We start from the raw sequence: 16,591 nt of genomic DNA on the forward strand, positions 1-16,591 counted from the left end.
ATTAAGACAGAATATTTTGATTGGCCCACGCAATCGCTTGGACCCTATTTTTGACCGATAGCTTTTTGAATATTTGGTAGAGATGTGATTTGACCGTGAATTCACTGATGAATAAATCTTCCGACATTTGGTTATTCGATGCGCCAGTTTGTAAGCAGCGGAGGATCTGTATTTCGCGGGCGGTTAAGTCTGTAATCACTTGAGCAGTATGGGATTCAAACGCGTAGCGATAGTAGTGCAGTAACTGGCTTACAGCGTGTCTGGGTAGCCAATTTTGTCCGTTAATGATTTCACCAAGCCCAAATGCAATTTTATCTAGGGTGTCATTTTTATAAAATAGCCCCTTTAAATGGCCAAAGGTTAATAAGTCATTCGTGGTTAATCTTTGCAACACATTGATAAGGATCGTTTCATGATGCTGACTGCTTAATGGGCAGTTTCCCAAGCGTTGCTGCAGTAGCGCATAATCGGCATGGTCAATCATCAATATTTTGTGTTTATCTGGACAATACGTTTGGCGCAGGATTTCAGGCTCAATTTTCGGAATGGGCAGTCCAAGCCGATCGGTTAAATGGTCAATATAAGGGTGTTCTTGCTCTTTATCTAAGCAAAGAAAGTAAATGGTGCGGGTATAGTTTGCTTTTCTCATGGTCACTTCCTGTTGACGAGAATGTTAGACAACTGCCTAGAAAATGACGGAAATTAGGTTATAAAGCCAACGAGATAAATAAAATTGCGCTTAGTTTCATATAGTAAGGTAACTGAGTGTTTTGTCATCCTTAAATTAGAGGTGGCGGTTCTAAAAAATAGGAAATTGAGCAAGATTGTGAGATGAATTTTGACAACTATTTCTGTGAAGATTTGTGCCTCGCATAAAGCGTGGTATCCTAGTCAGCTATTTAAAGAACACTCATGATGGAAGACGGAGCAAAACATGGCAAGCCGTGGAGTAAATAAAGTTATTTTAGTGGGTAACCTAGGTAACGACCCAGAAATTCGTTATATGCCTGGTGGCGCTGCTGTGGCAAATATCACCATTGCAACGTCAGATTCATGGCGTGATAAAGCAACTGGCGAGCAACGCGAAAAAACCGAATGGCACCGTGTTGCGCTGTTTGGCAAATTAGCCGAAGTGGCTGGTGAATACTTACGTAAAGGTTCACAAGTGTACATTGAAGGTCAGCTACAAACTCGTAAGTGGCAAGATCAAAGCGGACAAGATCGTTATACCACCGAAGTTGTCGTACAAGGTTTTAATGGTGTGATGCAAATGTTGGGTGGCCGTGCTCAAGGTGGTGCTCCAGCACAAGGTGGAATGCCACAACAACAGCAACAAGGTAGCGGATGGGGGCAACCTCAGCAGCCTGCGATGCAAAAGCAACCACAGCAACAGCAGCAGTCAGCTCCTCAACAGGCTCAACCTCAGTATAATGAACCACCAATGGATTTTGATGACGACATCCCATTCTAAACGTTCGAATGTCGAAAAAAGCCGCGAAAACCGCGGCTTTTTTATATAGTTATCACTATTAGCATTTTCTTATTTGTCAGCACAGCTTAGTGATCGACAAAGTTTACGTTGAAAAGGAATTCAGCATTCATGCGGTATACACCAACACTGAAACTGAGTACTCGGTTAGTAGCTTTTGTTACGCTCATCGTAACCAGTGCAATGTTCATTTTGTTTATTGGTGGAACTTTGTCTTTTCAACGGCTTGGACAAGAATATCTCAATCACTACCTAGCAGGAATTGTGGAGGTAGTCGATAAAGAAATAGAAGATCCTGATGCCGCTTATTCATTGCAACGTTGGATGCCCAAAATGTTGCAAGCCAGTAGCATTGTTGAAATGCAGCTCTCTTCACCAGCAGGCGTTATTTACCGTTTTAAAGATACCTCGTCCAAAGTCGACCCTGCCCGTTTGTACCATATTGATATTATCCTTGAACGTAATCCAGGCTACAGCATCAGCTTTAAAGCCGTTCCGCCCTATCTCAGTTATAGCTACTCATTGGGTGCCATGTGGTCTATTACGTTGGCAGTTGGTCTCATCGTGTTTTGTTTGATTCGTGGGGTAAAGTGGCTTAAAGAGCAATTGCTTGGATCTGAATTGTTGGAGGAGCGAGGGCGAATGATTCTCGCCGGTCGAGTGGAGCAGTACGCCAAAGGTGATCACCGCGAGTGGCCTTATACGGCGAGTGAGGCGCTTGATGTCCTGATTGATGAGCTGCAAGATGCTCGTCAAGAGCGTAGCCGCTTTGATACTTTTATCCGGACCCAAACCTTCTTAGATAAGTTGACGGGTACGGCCAACCGTGTCCTTTTTGATAGCAAATTGGAATCAGCCTTGTTAGAGAATGGCGCGCGTGGTGGCGTTTTGTTAGTGCGTATCGATGATTGGGATTCTCTGTGCGAAGAAAATGATAAAAAAGCAGCGGATGATCTCGTTGTGGAAGTCGGGGAGAACATCTCCAACGTCATACAGCGTTATCCGGATGTTATTTTATCTCGTTATTACGATACCGATTTTGCCATTTTTGTGCCGCACCAAGGGGTAAAAGAGGTCGCTTCTATTGCTACACAATGTTTGAAGCTTTTAGCGCGCATATCGCCTCCTGAGCCGCTCGATAAAGAAAACTGGTGCCATATAGGTATCAGTATGTACAGCGAAGGCGAGCGGCGTGGTCGAGTGTTGGATGAGGCAGAAACGGCCTTAAAAAGTGCTCAGTTACAGCGAGTGAACACGTGGAGCCGCTTTAAAAAGAGTACCTTTTTCCAAGAGGAACGGGGCAGTGTGCGTTGGCGAACTTTGTTTGATCAGGTGCTGACGCCTGAGAAAATAATTTTATTCCGTCAACCTTGCTATTTGCTTGAAAAGACGAATGATTTAGTATGGCTGCACGATGAGTTGTTTGCGCGTATTGATGATCCAGAACAAGGTGTTATAAAAACCTCTCGTTTCCATTCAGCCTTAGAAACTGTAGGTTATGAAATGGTAATGGATCGAGCCGTATTGCTGCAGGTGGTTCGTTTACTCAAACGCTCTGAAGTTAAGGTTAATGTGTCAGTGAACTTGCATGTAATTCCATTCGCCGATAAGCAGTATTTTAAGTGGTTCCGGCATGAATTGTTGCAACTTACCTCGAGTAGCAGATCGCAGCTCTCCTTTGAGTTTCCTGAAGGCCGATTAGTACAGCATCTCGATTATATGCGCCCCGTTATTAAGATGATCTCCGGCCTCGGTGCTAAGGTAATCGTAGGGCAGGCTGGCAGAACGATTGTCAGCACTCACTACATAAAAGATCTTAAGATTGATTTCCTTAAGTTACACCGCAGTTTGATGAAGAAAATAGATCAACGGCATGAAAATCAGTTGTTTGTTCGTAGCATGATCGGTGCTTGTGGCGGTACTCAGACTCAAGTTATTGCGGTCGGTGTCGAAACAGAACAAGAGTGGCAAACGCTAAAAAACCTAGGCATTCATGGTGGGCAAGGCCGACTGTTTGAAGAAGAACAGCCTTTGTTACCTGAGAAAATAATTAGCCCTAGCGTGACCTTAGGGCGAAGAAATCGTTGGCGTAAAAAATAAAAGCGAACCTATATGAATCTTCAGTCACTGATTGATAAATTAAAACCATCTAAAGCGACGTTGCGGCAATTGTTCGTTGTCGTAAGACCTGATGCTCTCTATTTCTCGGCTTTGGATGATGCGACTTTGCCGACAGAGATCCCGCTTGATGGTGCAACGTGGCAACAGGTACTCTTTCACGCACTCAAACCGCTCAACATCAAGGGTACGGTAATTAACCTTGTCCTCCACGCTCATTTTTATCAAACTTATCAAATAGAAAAACCGCAGTTACCCAAAGAAGAGTGGTCAGTCGCCCTGCCATTTTTATTGAAAGATCTGGTGACAGAGAAAGTCACTGACATCATCGCTGATGCTTTTCCGTTACCCGCAGATAATAAAATTCAAGCCTACGTGGTCTCAAAACGCACGGTATTGGAAGTGGCGTCGCAACTGAGTGCGATGGGTTTAGAGTTAGGCAAAGTAATTCCCGAAGATGAAGTGTGGGCGAGAAGTGCCGGTGATCTTGAGCATTTTTTGCTGCTACAGCGCAGTAAAAACAGCAGTTTTAAGTTTGACGCATTTGTGGATCGAAAATGCTGTTTTCAACGAACTATGAGAGGTGTTGTCTCTCCCATTACTGGCGTCGCCAGCTCGGTTTTACAGCTCGATGGTTTAGCGTTAGAACTGCAACGTTCAATTGATTACCTTTCCTCGCAGCTTAAAGGTGCCTCATTACATCAGCTAAAAGTGCTGTGTGATGAAGAAGCGCAGCAAGAGTTGGTCGATGCATTAAATGAACGCCTAAATGTCAAAGTTTCCCTGCTTGATGAGCGGTTACCGAGTTCGGCACATCTGCTGGTGGAGCAAGTGACTCGCATTGACGATTCAATGCTCAACTTATACCCGGCGCATCTTAAGCCGAAGAAAGAGTATTTTTCACTCTCCATGGTCTGCGCGATTTGGGGCATTGTCGCTTTAGTGATGCTATTGGCCTATGCCAGTTATCAATGGCAAAATAGTCAATTGAAACAGCAGCTACAAGCCAAACAAGCGCAAAATCAAGTTCTTGCTGCTGAATTAGAAACGACCAAACAGAAAGTTGACAAGCATAAGCCATCGGTTGAAAAAATGGCGGCGATTGAGCGTTTGAAGCAGCAAATTAAGGGCAAACAAGCCACATTGGATTCGATTAATGAGTTTGACCAATCACAACAGGTCGGTTACTCAGGAGTCATGCGTTCGCTAGCCACACTCAGCCGTGATGATATTTCATTAACGACCATTACCATCCATCATGAGCAGCTCGATTTGCAAGGCTTAGCCAGAGAGGCGAAAGATATTCCAAACTGGCTAAGTCAGTTTAAAAGCGAACTGAACCTAGTGGGACGTAGTTTTGAAAAGTTAAAAATTGCGCGCAATGAGCAAGGCATTCTCATCTTTGAGCTTAAAACTAAAGCGGAGGATAGCCAATGAATTGGCAGAGTATCAGCAACAAATTCTTAGCCATCAGTTCGCGTGAAAAAATGTTGATCGCCCTGTGTGGCTTAGTGGTGATTACACTGCTCTTGTTTAGCTTGTTACTTGAACCCGCGATGAAATCGGTGGCGGCTAATCGGTTACAGCTTCAGTCTGTTGAGCAGATGAACCAGCGAATGCAAGGTGAAATTCTGTTATTGACTGCTAAGCTTAATAAAGATCCGAATCAAGAGATCAATCTAGAATTCAAACAGTTAATGGCGCAGAGCCAAACTCTCTCGCTTGAGCTGGCAGCATTGGTTGATTCACTGATTACACCCGCGAAGATGGCGCAATTGCTTGAAAGTGTTTTGGCAACCAGCCCAGAGTTAACGTTAGTCTCCATGGAGTCATTAGCAGCAGAACCGATTGCAAATAACAACCAATCATCTGAATATTCAGGCTATTATGTTCATCCTGTGAGATTGGAGTTCACCGGTAATTACTTCGCGATATTGAATTATTTGACCAATTTAGAAAGTTTACCGATGAAGTATTATTGGCGTCATTTCCAATACAAGGTAGAAAATTACCCCCAAGCCAGAGTCATTATGGAAGTGTACACATTAGGCATTAGACAGGAGTTTATTGGTGGTTAGATCCGTTTTTTCACTGCTGTTGATGTGTTTTGTATGCAGTAGTTGGGCAGCGCAAGATCCTACCGCGCCATTAGGTTGGGCGAGTGAGAGCGCATCACCTGTCAATAAGATAGAGAGTTACCCGCTACCTAGGTTGCAAAGTATTGTATGCCAACAAACCATACCTTGTGTGGCAGTGCTTAACGATCAAGTGGTTGGCATCGGAGAGTCGCTATTTGGCTACACAGTAGAAGCCATTGAGCCACAGCAAGTGACCCTTTCTCGCAGAGGAAAGACGTGGGATTTAGGCCTCTTTTCTCTGGACATCAAGCAGTAAGGTATAGAAATCGTATGCGTAAAATCGTATTAGGCGTAGTCATCGTATCCTTAATGGGCTGTTCTATGGGGCATCGCGATCCAGTTGAGATGAAACAGTCTTTGAATCAGGCGATTAATGAAGCCAATAGCCGAAATCTAGCCGTTCTACCGGCCTCCGTAGAAGCTGACTTGATGCCTGACATTGAGGGAATCACAGCGCGCAGTCAAGAAACGGTTAAACGCTTTCGTATCCAAGCTGATAATGTGGATGCAAGGGTATTTTTTGCCAGTTTAGTGAAAGGAACTGAGTTTAGTGCCGCCATCCACCCTGAAGTTACTGGAAGTGTAACGGTAAATCTAACCGACGTGACTTTGGATGATGTATTGGCCGTCGTTCGTGACATGTATGGCTATGAAATTATCAAAAAGGGTAAAGTGATTCAGGTTTACCCGTCAGGCCTGCGTACTGTGACTATCCCGGTCGATTATTTACAACTTAAACGTACGGGCCGTTCTTTAACTTCCATCACCACCGGTACGATCACTAATACGGATACCGGTTCTAGTTCTTCGAGTAGTTCTAGCTCAAATTCCAGTTCTAATTCCAATTCGAGTAACTCATCCAGTAATTCGAAAGGTGGGACTGAAATTGAAACCACCAGTGAAAGCGATTTCTGGCCGCAGCTTGAAAAAGCCGTTGCACAACTGATTGGTTCGGGTAAAGGTCAAAGTGTGGTCGTCACGCCACAAGCCAGTGTCATTACGATTCGCGCTTACCCCGATGAAATACGTGAAGTGCGAGAGTTTCTAGGCATTTCTCAGCAACGTCTGCAGCGACAAGTGATCCTTGAAGCAAAAATTTTAGAAGTCACCTTGAGCGATGGTTACCAGCAAGGGATCAATTGGTCAAATATGTCCTTTGGCAATGGTGATGTTGTGATTAATAAGGTCGGTAGTGCGGCCTCGTTACTGCCGGGGATGGATGCGATTGGCACTCTGCTGCAAGGCCAAACCAATGTCACCATTTCAGATGGCAGTTTTAAAGCAGTGCTTAATTTTATGGGAACTCAGGGTGATTTGAATGTCCTATCTAGTCCAAGAGTCACCGCTGCTAATAACCAAAAAGCGGTGATCAAAGTCGGCACCGATGAATACTATGTCACTGACGTAACGGGTGTGGTTGGTAATGGCGATAACTCCAATGTTGCACCAGATATCCAACTAACGCCTTTTTTCTCGGGTATCTCGCTTGACGTGACGCCACAAATTGATGACCAAGGCAATGTGCTATTGCACGTGCACCCCGCGGTGATTGAAGTCGACGAGCAGACGAAACAAATTGAATATGCAGGCAAGCAAATTGTGTTGCCATTAGCGCGTAGTACGATCCGCGAATCAGACTCGGTAATCCGCGCACAAGATGGTGACGTGGTGGTGATTGGTGGATTAATGAAATCCAACACCTCAAATCAAGTATCTAAAGTCCCTTTTTTGGGGGATTTACCCGGGTTAGGATATCTGTTTCGTAACACCTCTGAGCTGACTGAGAAGACCGAATTGGTGATTTTGCTGAAACCAACGGTTGTGGGTGTTAATACGTGGCAAAAAGAGCTCGAACGCTCGCGTGAACTACTACAGGAGTGGTTCCCAGACGAAGAATAAACATCATGTATCTTGAGCACTTTGGTTTTGAGCAACTGCCTTTTCATCTCACGCCTAATACATCACTGTTTTTAGGCTTAGCGCCACATTACGAGGCGATTCAGACAGTGAGTGCTGCCATTGATTTAGGCGAAGGGGTGATCAAGATAACCGGAGAAGTCGGAACCGGAAAAACCATGGTGTGTCGTATGTTGATCAATCATTTACATGATCATATTGCACTGATTTACTTACCCAACCCAGCGCTTAATGGTCGAGAACTTCGCCAAGCTGTCGCCAGCGAACTAGGCCTTAGTAAGCAAGATGATGCGGATATTGTTGATCGTATTCAGCAACAATTGATTGTGCTAAAGCAGCAGGGGAAACGAGTAGTCGCGATTGTTGATGAAGCACAAGCGTTACCAGACGATGCATTGGAAGTTCTGCGTTTATTCGGCAATTTAGAAACAGAATACACAAAGTTGTTGCAACTGGTGTTGATCGGCCAACCAGAGCTCGATGAGCGTTTAGCGCAGCACCATCTGCGCCAATTTCGCCAACGAATTACTTTTAGCGCTTATCTGCGGCCGCTCTCTTTAGATGAAACAGTCGCTTATATCGAGAACCGCTTGAGCAAAGCCGGAGGCGATGCGCAACTGTTTAATCTTGAACAGAAAAAAGCGTTGTGGCGAGCCAGTTATGGCACCCCTCGTTTGATTAACCAAGTGTGTCACAAAGCTCTGTTGCTGGCTTTTACGCAAAACGACAGCACGATTCGCAATCAGCACCTATTTACAGCGATTCACGATACGTTTGATACCTGTAAGCCTAAGTTTAAACGCCCTTTTATGTGGGGATGGAGTCAATCATGAGTGCGATGAACGATGCACTATCAAAACTGGCACAAGCGCAACGCCAATCGGTGGTGAACTTGCAACCAGCGCAAGTTGCGAAAGTAAAACGCAGCCGCGCTTGGTTGTGGATGGTAGCCGGGTTTGCTGCCAGCTTAGCGGTCGGTGGATGGGCGGTGTCACAGCAGCAAGCTATGGTTGACCAAGCTGCGGTTGACCAAACTATGGTCAGTCAGACACTGGCCAATCAAGCGATAGTGAATGAACCTGAGAGCCTGTTGTTAGAGGTTGATGAGCGAAGCTCTTCGCCTGCGCTTGTTTCTCCGACCACCAAAATTGTCTCAGTTCATCGTCCCGTTTACCAAACTGCCGTTGTTGCAGTAGACAAAAAAACGTCAAATTCAGCAACGCCCACAGTGACGGTTAAACAGGATTCGGCCTTAGCCAATCAACAGCCGTTGTATTCTAACCGTGCGGTCACGCTCGGTGCTGAAAGTGACCAAGAAATCTCAAGTGTTTTGATTGAACAAGTGGATTTGACGCCAGAGCAACTGGCGGTAAAAGCAATGAGCCGCGCTGATAAAGCCGTGGACAGCAATGAGCTCAAAGAGGCACTGGATGCGTACAGTGAAGTGCTACGCTTTACCCCAGAAAATGAACTCGCCCGTCAAAAATTATCCGCGCTCTATTACGGCAAAGGTGATGCGCGCAAAGCTTTTGAAATTTTACAAAGCGGTATAAAGCTCAATCATAACGGAGAAAGTTTGCGGATCGCGTTGGCTAAATTGCTGATTAAAGAAAAGCAGAGTGAAGCGGCGTTAACCCCTCTAGTTCATTTACCTGACAATGCTTCGATCGATTATCTCTCGCTAAGGGCAGCCTTGGCACAAAAAGCCAAGCAAGATTCACTCGCATTAGAAAGCTATCAACGCTTAGTCAAGCTTGATGCTGAGAACGCACGCTGGTGGTTAGGGCTTGCGATAGCACAAGAGCGCACGATGGATTTTCAGGCGGCCAAATATACCTACCAACAAGCGCTTGCGAAAGTTGGCCTCTCGAGTCAGTCGCAACTGTTTATTCGTGATCGCCTAGTCGTACTAAGCAGTTTAGAGGAGAGTGCGAGTGCAAATTAAGCTACGAAAACGCTTAGGTGATCTGCTGGTTGAAGAAGGGATCATCACTGAAAAACAAGTTGAACAAGCGCTCGCTGCGCAAAAACGCAGTGGACGTAAACTGGGTGACACGCTGATCGAACTCGGCTTTTTGTCAGAGCAGCAGATGCTGAGCTTCTTATCGCAGCAACTTTCGCTGCCGCTGATCGATCTCAGCCGAGCCAATGTCGATATTGATGCAGTGCAGATCCTCCCGGAAGTGCATGCACGCCGTTTACGCGCCTTAATCATTGGCAAAAATGGCGACACGCTGCGCATCGCAATGAGTGATCCGGCGGATCTGTTTGCTCAAGAATCTCTGCTCACTCAATTACCCCAATACAGTTTTGAATTTGTTATTGCTCCAGAAAAACAATTGGTTGAAGGGTTTGATCGTTACTATCGCCGCACCAAAGAGATTGCGTCCTTTGCCGAGCAGCTACAACTGGAACACCAAGGCAATACCGCTTTTGATTTCGATATCGGTGATGATGACAGCGATGAAGTGACCGTTGTTAAGCTCATCAACTCTCTATTTGAAGATGCGATTCAGGTTGGGGCGTCTGATATTCATATCGAACCTGATGCCAACGTATTGCGTTTGCGCCAGCGGATTGATGGGGTATTACACGAAACCCTACTCAATGAAACCAACATCGCTTCGGCTTTAGTACTGCGTTTAAAATTGATGGCCAATCTTGATATCTCAGAAAAACGCCTCCCACAAGATGGCCGTTTTAATATCCGAGCCAAAGGCCAATCGGTCGATATTCGTATGTCGACCATGCCAGTACAATACGGTGAGTCGGTGGTGATGCGTTTGCTCAACCAATCATCCGGAGTTCGTAAACTGGAAGAGTCAGGTATTCCTGATGATATTTTACAGCGTTTACGTCATCAACTTAAACGTCCACACGGCATGATCTTAGTGACCGGCCCAACCGGATCAGGGAAAACGACGACGCTGTACGGCGCGTTATCAGAGCTCAATGTTCCCGGTAAAAAAATCATTACCGCAGAAGATCCGGTTGAGTACCGATTGCCACGCATCAGCCAAGTGCAGATCAACCCTAAAATTGACCTTGATTTCTCAACGGTGCTGAGAACCTTTTTGCGTCAAGACCCGGACATTATTCTAGTCGGGGAGATGCGCGATCAAGAAACCGTTGAAATTGGTTTGCGCGCGGCCTTAACCGGCCACTTAGTGTTGAGCACCTTACACACCAATGATGCCGTTGATAGCGCCTTGCGCATGATGGACATGGGCGCGCCGGGTTATTTAGTGGCCAGCGCCGTGCGGGCGGTGGTTGCCCAACGTTTAGTGCGTAAAGTGTGCCCCGATTGTAAAGCGGTGGATGAGGTTGATGAAGCGCGCAAACAGTGGCTGACGGTGCGTTTCCCAAATCAAGTTGAAGCGGCTTTTACACGTGGGCGTGGGTGCCAGAACTGCAATTTGACGGGGTACCGTGGGCGAATTGGGGTTTTTGAAATGCTAGAACTTGAACACGAGATGATGGATGCGCTGCGCGCCAACGATGCAGTTAGTTTTGCGCAAGCCGCTCGTCAGTCGAAGCAATACAAACCGCTGCTAGCTTCGGCGATGGAGTTGGCGCTACAAGGGGTTGTCAGCTTAGATGAAGTGATGAGCTTAGGTGAAGGTGATTCATCCGGCATCATTCAAGCCATCTATCTATAGTTAAGGTTACTCATGCCAACGTATCGTTATCAGGGTCGAAATTTAGATGGTAGCAAAACCTCGGGGCATGTTGATGCCCCGACAGAAGAGCTCGCGGCGGAAGCGCTATTTAACAAAGGCGTGATTCCGACCTTAATTTCGTCAGACCAAGGGGCTGATTTTTCGATTGATTGGAAATCGCTGTTTACCCCAAGTGTGCCACTTGAGGTGTTGGTGATCTTCTGTCGTCAGCTTTACAGCTTGACCAAGGCGGGAGTGCCGCTGCTGCGCTCGATGAAAGGACTTATCCAAAATTGTGCCAATAAACAGCTTAAAGAAGCATTGGAAGCGGTTAGTAATGAGCTAACCAACGGGCGCAGTTTATCGAGCTCAATGCAGATGTACCCGAAAGTCTTTAGCCCGTTGTTTGTGTCGATGATCCACGTCGGTGAGAACACAGGGCGGCTTGATGAGGCCTTGTTGCAATTGTCTCATTACTACGAGCAAGAAGTCGAAACTCGTAAACGGATTAAAACGGCGATGCGTTATCCGAGTTTTGTTATCAGCTTTATTTTGGTCGCGATGTTCATTCTCAACGTTAAAGTGATCCCACAATTTACTAGCATGTTTAGCCGTTTCGGGGTTGATTTACCGCTGCCAACTCGCATTTTAATTGGTATGTCAGATTTCTTTGTCAACTACTGGCCGATGATGATAGGCGTATTGCTTGGGTGTTTATTTGCTTTCAGAGCTTGGTTGAGCACAGCCGCAGGGCGTCAAAAGTGGGATAAGTTTCGCTTAAGAATGCCTATTGTCGGCGGCATAGTGAACCGAGCGCAATTGGCGCGTTTTTCTCGAACTTTTGCTTTGATGTTGAAAGCGGGGGTGCCATTAAACCAATCGATAGCATTATCTGCCGAAGCGTTGGATAACAAATTTCTAGAATCTCGCCTGTTAGAAATGAAAGCTGCCATTGAAGCGGGAACAAGCGTATCCACCACCGCGGTAAACGCCAATATTTTTACGCCATTAGTTATTCAGATGATTTCGGTGGGTGAAGAGACAGGGCGCATTGATGAGTTGCTACTTGAAGTCGCGGACTTCTATGATAGAGAGGTGGATTACGATCTCAAAACCCTCACCGCGCGCATAGAGCCGATTTTATTGGTGATTGTTGCCGCTATGGTGTTGGTGCTGGCACTTGGCATCTTTTTGCCAATGTGGGGAATGCTCGACGCGATCAAAGGATAAAGGTTGTCAGATGAAAACGGCGATAGAGCGTTCTCAGTTCGTAATTTGGGGGTTGATTGTATTTGTTCTTTTGATGGCTTTGCTATCAGCATGGCAGTCGATAGAAAAAGAAGCCAATCAAACCGCATTAGCGATGGCGAGCAGTAAAATCGTAGAAAGTGCCAATTTTTATAAGCAAGATTGGTTATTAAAGGGGCGGCCCTCAACTTTAATCGCGAATGGTCGATTACTCAATATGAGTACAACGGGCTGGGTATTACCATTGGCTGAGAATGAATCAAGTATAGATTGTCGTTATTGGTTAAGCCTGCTATACCCAGATGAACAACTACTTGAAAGCAAAGTGATTTCAATTGAGTCGGCACATCAAGCAAATCAGTATCAATGTCGCTATGTTTACAGTCAAAAACAGGTGATAACCATTGAACTTTTAAGGGATAAGTTTACAGTAAGCGTCGATTTTTCAGCATGAGTTTTCGACATAAGCAGTGAAATGGGCACTCGCCCCGTAGCGATGCGAGAACAAGTGCGTATAATACACGGTAATAACAAAGAGATAGGTAGAGCATGGATAACAAACAAACGGGCTTTTCCTTAGTTGAATTAGTCGTAGTGATTGTGGTTGTCGGCTTATTAGCCGTTGCAGCGCTACCCCGCTTTTTAGATGTAACCGATGAAGCGAAAAAAGCCAGCATCGAAGGGGTTGCCGGTGGTTTTGCTACTGGTGTTCTATCGGCGCGTGCTCAGTGGGAAGCTCAGGCAAGAACCTCTGTGACTTTGGGCTCGGAAAAACAAAACACCGTTAACTATGATGGTGTCAATTTCTGGCTGACTCGCTCTACAGATAGCAGCGGGGCCGCAACAGGTTTTAGGGACGGTTATCCGTTGGCGCTCAATACCGATAATACCAGTTATCCAGCGGCGATTACGGATCAGTCATGTATTGATTTAATGGATAATTTGCTGCAAAACCCACCAAAAGTTGACACAGTCGCTAATGCAGCCAATAACGCTAATGTAAAATATTCAGCACAAGCCGATGACGGTCAAGCCACTTGCACTTATGTGCAAAAAGAGGGCGGAACCGCGCACCAGTTTGTGTATGAGATAAAAACTGGTCGTGTGACCGTCACTTTGCAGTAAGTCTGCGCATTGATTAAAACATAGAGAGAAAGTAACTATGAAAAGACAAAACGGTTTCACCCTAATCGAACTTGTGGTTGTGATTGTCATTCTCGGCATTCTCGCCGTCACCGCTGCGCCACGTTTTTTGAATTTGCAAAGCGATGCGCGTGAGTCTGCATTGCAGGGTTTAAAAGGAGCTATGACTGGTGCTGCTGGTATTGTTTATGGTAAAGCGGCTATTGAAGGCGTTGAAACGGTGTCATCTGGTAAATCAGTCAATGGTGTGGCTGTCGTTTATGGTTATCCCGCTGCAACATCAACCGGTATAGTAGCAGCTGTTGCTGGTTTAGAGACTGACTGGAATTATGCCGAAAAATCAGGAACGCCTAATTCCCTTGTAGCAACATTTAAAAGTGAAGCCGTTTCTGGTGCAGTACAGATCGAAGCGACTAACTGTTTCTTGAGCTATCTCGAAGCTGCTAGTTCATCATCGTCACCAACAGTATCTATAACGGATAATGGTTGTTAATAACTTTTAGTAAAGGCCAGCATTGCTGGCCTTTACTTTATCTATAACGAGAGTTATTTCTCACCCACAAAAGTCAGTAAAACTTAAGCCCACTACGGAAATTTCTTATATACTTTAAGCACTTGTTTTTTCGCTAGAGGTATAAAATGCAGCAACATTTAGCAGCACGGCGTGGTTTTACGTTGATCGAACTGGTCGTGGTGATTGTGCTGCTGGGCATTGTGGCTGTGTACGCCGCAAGCCGTTATACTGGCATATCCTCCTTTTCAAGCGTGACTACACAAAGCGAAGTGTTGGCCTCACTGCGTTTGACCCAAAACCGCGCTATGCAGCGTACCGACCTCTGTAATCGCTGGTTGGTCAGCAATAATCAAGCACAGCAAGTATCTCCTTCCGTTTCTGCTGGTGCCTGCACTACTTCACTGCTCAGTCCTGCAACCGACAGTAGTTTTGTTGACGCGGCGGCGAACGATATCACCCTGACGTTAACCAATAATGATGGCAGCCATTTTTTAGATTTTGATAGTTTAGGCCGCGCCGCGCAGTGCTTAGCGGCAAACTGCACCGTTACCTTAAATAATCTGCAATCGGGTGAATCTCGCCAAGTGTGCATCAATAGCGAGGGGTACATTTATGCGTGTTAACGCGCCGCGTGGGTTTACTCTCATTGAAATGATCATCGTTATCACAGTGACAGCAATAGCGATGACAGGCATCACGGCCGCGCTTTATCCTCGCTCGCAACAAAGCGCTGAACAGGTGCTGGCGGTAAAAGCCGCCGAGTTAGGCCGCGCGGTTATGGATGAAGTAATGGGCCGAGCCTTTGACCAAAACTCCGGGCCCAATGGCGGAGTGCCTGAGTGTGTATTAGTGACAACATTAGGACGAGAAGTGTGTACATCTGTAGCGCTACTGGGTCCAGAACCTAGTGAAACCAATAATACGTTGTACAACGATGTGGATGATTTCCATGGCCTAACGGGATCGGTTAAAGATGTATTAGGCATTGATATCAGTGCTGATTACCAACGTTATAACGTTGAGATTCAAGTATTTTATGAACAGGACAGTAGTGGGCAACTAAGCGGAGTGAACGCTAATCAACGGACTCACTATAAACGGGTTTCTGTTGTGATCATTGACCCGAAGGGTAATCGCTACCCGTTTGCGGCGATTAAGGGCAATTTCTGATGCGTGGTTTTACCCTGATTGAAATGGTGATTGCGATTATTCTGTTGTCGGTGGTCGGGCTATTTTTAGGCTCTGTGATTCGCCAAAGTATGGGTATTTATGTTGATACCACCGCCCGCGAAGCTTTGATCCAACAAGGGCGCTTTGTTACTGAGCGGCTGAGCCGAGAACTGCGTGAAGCGGTACCAAACAGCGTGATGGTAGAAAATGGTTGCATTGAGTTTTTGCCGATCACTGACAGCGCGATCTACAACGACCTGCCAACCGTGCAATCGCCTTCGGCTGCGGTGCGTTTATTGCCGATCGACAAAAAGGTACTCAATGGCGATCGTCTAGTCGTGTTTCCAACCAACGCCGCTTCGCTACGCCAAACGCCAAGTACCAGCGGGCAAACAGCGCAAGTAAACGCAGATGTGGATTTTACATCACCCAACAACACAAGCATGGTCGATGTAGCCTTGACACAACCAACTGGGTTTGTAATTCAATCGCCAGCTAAGCGAGTCTATTTTTATCGCACGCCAGTGGCTTTTTGTTATCAGAACAGTCGTATTTATCGTTATGCGGATTACGCGCTTAATCGCAGTGCACTCAGCCCTGAACAGCTCGGCACTCCAGTATTGATGGCTGAAAACATAAGCCAAGCCAATTTTTACGTCACGCAGCCAGAGCTACAACGCAACGGCTTAGTGAAAATTGAACTGACATTTTCCGACCGCGGCGAGGAGGTAAAGTTTGACCATGATGCGCTTATCTACAACACGCCGTAAACAGCAAGGCAGCGGCTTAGTATTGGTCATCTTTATCATTGTGGTGGTCGGCTTTGTTGCATCGGTCGCGAACCGTAATCAACAGCGCAATAGCCAGCAATTGGTTTCGATGGTGTTAGGGACAAGGGCTGAAATGGCGGCGCGATCGGCGATCAACGTTGAACTGAGTCGTTTTTATCAAACGCCACCTAGCGGGAGTTGCCATACTCATTCTGTACAATCACTCACGTTTGAAGGTGAAGGATTAGCGCAATGTAGCGCACAGGTTAAATGTAATTTGGTAGGTACAATGGATGATGGCCGTACTGTCTATCAACTGACTTCAACCGGGCGCTGTCAGTCTGGTGATTGGATGTTGCAGCGAGTTATTGAAGTAGGGGTGAAAAAGTGATCCACTATAAATGGCTGATTAGCTTACTGCTCAG

Annotated in this window: 18 protein-coding genes; 17 read left to right on the top strand and 1 reads right to left on the bottom strand. The window is 46.0% G+C overall.

The window, feature by feature from the left end; all coding sequences use genetic code 11:
* Position 1: 1 nt before the first annotated feature.
* A complete protein-coding gene (locus AACQ75_RS15805) occupies positions 2-649 on the bottom strand; it encodes a LuxR C-terminal-related transcriptional regulator (protein WP_026027842.1) in 648 nt (215 codons plus the stop codon).
* Between the two features lie 285 nt (positions 650-934).
* On the opposite strand from AACQ75_RS15805, the gene AACQ75_RS15810 reads away from it, so the two are divergent.
* From AACQ75_RS15810 to AACQ75_RS15890, 17 genes are all read left to right on the top strand, one after another.
* Positions 935-1,471 carry a single-stranded DNA-binding protein gene (locus AACQ75_RS15810; protein ID WP_170889038.1) on the top strand — a complete coding sequence of 179 codons (537 nt, stop codon included), beginning with the start codon at positions 935-937 and terminating at the stop codon, positions 1,469-1,471.
* A gap of 129 nt (positions 1,472-1,600) precedes the next feature.
* Positions 1,601-3,589: an RNase E specificity factor CsrD gene (csrD, locus tag AACQ75_RS15815; protein ID WP_170889039.1), complete on the top strand. Its 1,989-nt coding sequence runs from the start codon at positions 1,601-1,603 to the stop codon at positions 3,587-3,589.
* 12 nt (positions 3,590-3,601) lie between these two features.
* The gene (locus tag AACQ75_RS15820; RefSeq protein WP_088731575.1) at positions 3,602-5,044 is read left to right on the top strand and encodes an MSHA biogenesis protein MshI; all 1,443 of its coding nucleotides are present in this window, start codon (positions 3,602-3,604) and stop codon (positions 5,042-5,044) included.
* Positions 5,041-5,685 (top strand): type II secretion system protein GspM, encoded by a 645-nt coding sequence (gene gspM, locus AACQ75_RS15825; protein ID WP_017047102.1) that lies wholly within the window; start codon positions 5,041-5,043, stop codon positions 5,683-5,685. The genes AACQ75_RS15820 and gspM overlap by 4 nt, the downstream gene beginning before the upstream one ends.
* Positions 5,675-6,001: an MSHA biogenesis protein MshK gene (locus tag AACQ75_RS15830; protein ID WP_017050664.1), complete on the top strand. Its 327-nt coding sequence runs from the start codon at positions 5,675-5,677 to the stop codon at positions 5,999-6,001. The genes gspM and AACQ75_RS15830 overlap by 11 nt, the downstream gene beginning before the upstream one ends.
* Before the next feature lie 14 nt (positions 6,002-6,015).
* Positions 6,016-7,644, top strand: coding sequence for a pilus (MSHA type) biogenesis protein MshL (mshL, locus tag AACQ75_RS15835; RefSeq protein WP_170889040.1), 1,629 nt, complete (start codon positions 6,016-6,018; stop codon positions 7,642-7,644).
* 5 nt (positions 7,645-7,649) lie between these two features.
* Positions 7,650-8,495, top strand: coding sequence for an ExeA family protein (locus AACQ75_RS15840; protein ID WP_170889041.1), 846 nt, complete (start codon positions 7,650-7,652; stop codon positions 8,493-8,495).
* Positions 8,492-9,607: a tetratricopeptide repeat protein gene (locus AACQ75_RS15845; protein ID WP_170889042.1), complete on the top strand. Its 1,116-nt coding sequence runs from the start codon at positions 8,492-8,494 to the stop codon at positions 9,605-9,607. Before AACQ75_RS15840 ends, AACQ75_RS15845 begins: the two co-directional genes overlap by 4 nt.
* Complete coding sequence (locus AACQ75_RS15850) at positions 9,597-11,321, top strand: ATPase, T2SS/T4P/T4SS family (RefSeq protein ID WP_170889043.1); 1,725 nt, start codon at positions 9,597-9,599, stop codon at positions 11,319-11,321. The genes AACQ75_RS15845 and AACQ75_RS15850 overlap by 11 nt, the downstream gene beginning before the upstream one ends.
* A 12-nt stretch (positions 11,322-11,333) precedes the next feature.
* The gene (locus AACQ75_RS15855; RefSeq protein ID WP_013857883.1) at positions 11,334-12,551 is read left to right on the top strand and encodes a type II secretion system F family protein; all 1,218 of its coding nucleotides are present in this window, start codon (positions 11,334-11,336) and stop codon (positions 12,549-12,551) included.
* Positions 12,552-12,561: 10 nt separating this feature from the next.
* Positions 12,562-13,023, top strand: coding sequence for a hypothetical protein (locus AACQ75_RS15860; RefSeq protein WP_017046652.1), 462 nt, complete (start codon positions 12,562-12,564; stop codon positions 13,021-13,023).
* Positions 13,024-13,118: 95 nt separating this feature from the next.
* The gene (locus AACQ75_RS15865; RefSeq protein ID WP_013857881.1) at positions 13,119-13,694 is read left to right on the top strand and encodes a prepilin-type N-terminal cleavage/methylation domain-containing protein; all 576 of its coding nucleotides are present in this window, start codon (positions 13,119-13,121) and stop codon (positions 13,692-13,694) included.
* A gap of 37 nt (positions 13,695-13,731) precedes the next feature.
* The gene (locus AACQ75_RS15870; RefSeq protein WP_017050658.1) at positions 13,732-14,205 is read left to right on the top strand and encodes a type II secretion system protein; all 474 of its coding nucleotides are present in this window, start codon (positions 13,732-13,734) and stop codon (positions 14,203-14,205) included.
* 146 nt (positions 14,206-14,351) lie between these two features.
* A complete protein-coding gene (locus AACQ75_RS15875) occupies positions 14,352-14,849 on the top strand; it encodes a prepilin-type N-terminal cleavage/methylation domain-containing protein (protein ID WP_017046654.1) in 498 nt (165 codons plus the stop codon).
* Positions 14,839-15,396 carry a type IV pilus modification PilV family protein gene (locus tag AACQ75_RS15880; protein ID WP_170889044.1) on the top strand — a complete coding sequence of 186 codons (558 nt, stop codon included), beginning with the start codon at positions 14,839-14,841 and terminating at the stop codon, positions 15,394-15,396. The genes AACQ75_RS15875 and AACQ75_RS15880 overlap by 11 nt, the downstream gene beginning before the upstream one ends.
* Complete coding sequence (locus tag AACQ75_RS15885; protein ID WP_170889045.1) at positions 15,396-16,166, top strand: PilW family protein; 771 nt, start codon at positions 15,396-15,398, stop codon at positions 16,164-16,166. The genes AACQ75_RS15880 and AACQ75_RS15885 overlap by 1 nt, the downstream gene beginning before the upstream one ends.
* Entirely contained in the window at positions 16,138-16,557 is a 420-nt protein-coding gene (locus AACQ75_RS15890; RefSeq protein WP_170889046.1) for an MSHA biogenesis protein MshP, read from the top strand. Before AACQ75_RS15885 ends, AACQ75_RS15890 begins: the two co-directional genes overlap by 29 nt.
* Positions 16,558-16,591: the final 34 nt, after the last annotated feature.

The sequence above is a fragment of the Vibrio sp. B1-2 genome (genome assembly GCF_963888445.1).
Classification (GTDB): Bacteria; Pseudomonadota; Gammaproteobacteria; order Enterobacterales; family Vibrionaceae; genus Vibrio; species Vibrio anguillarum.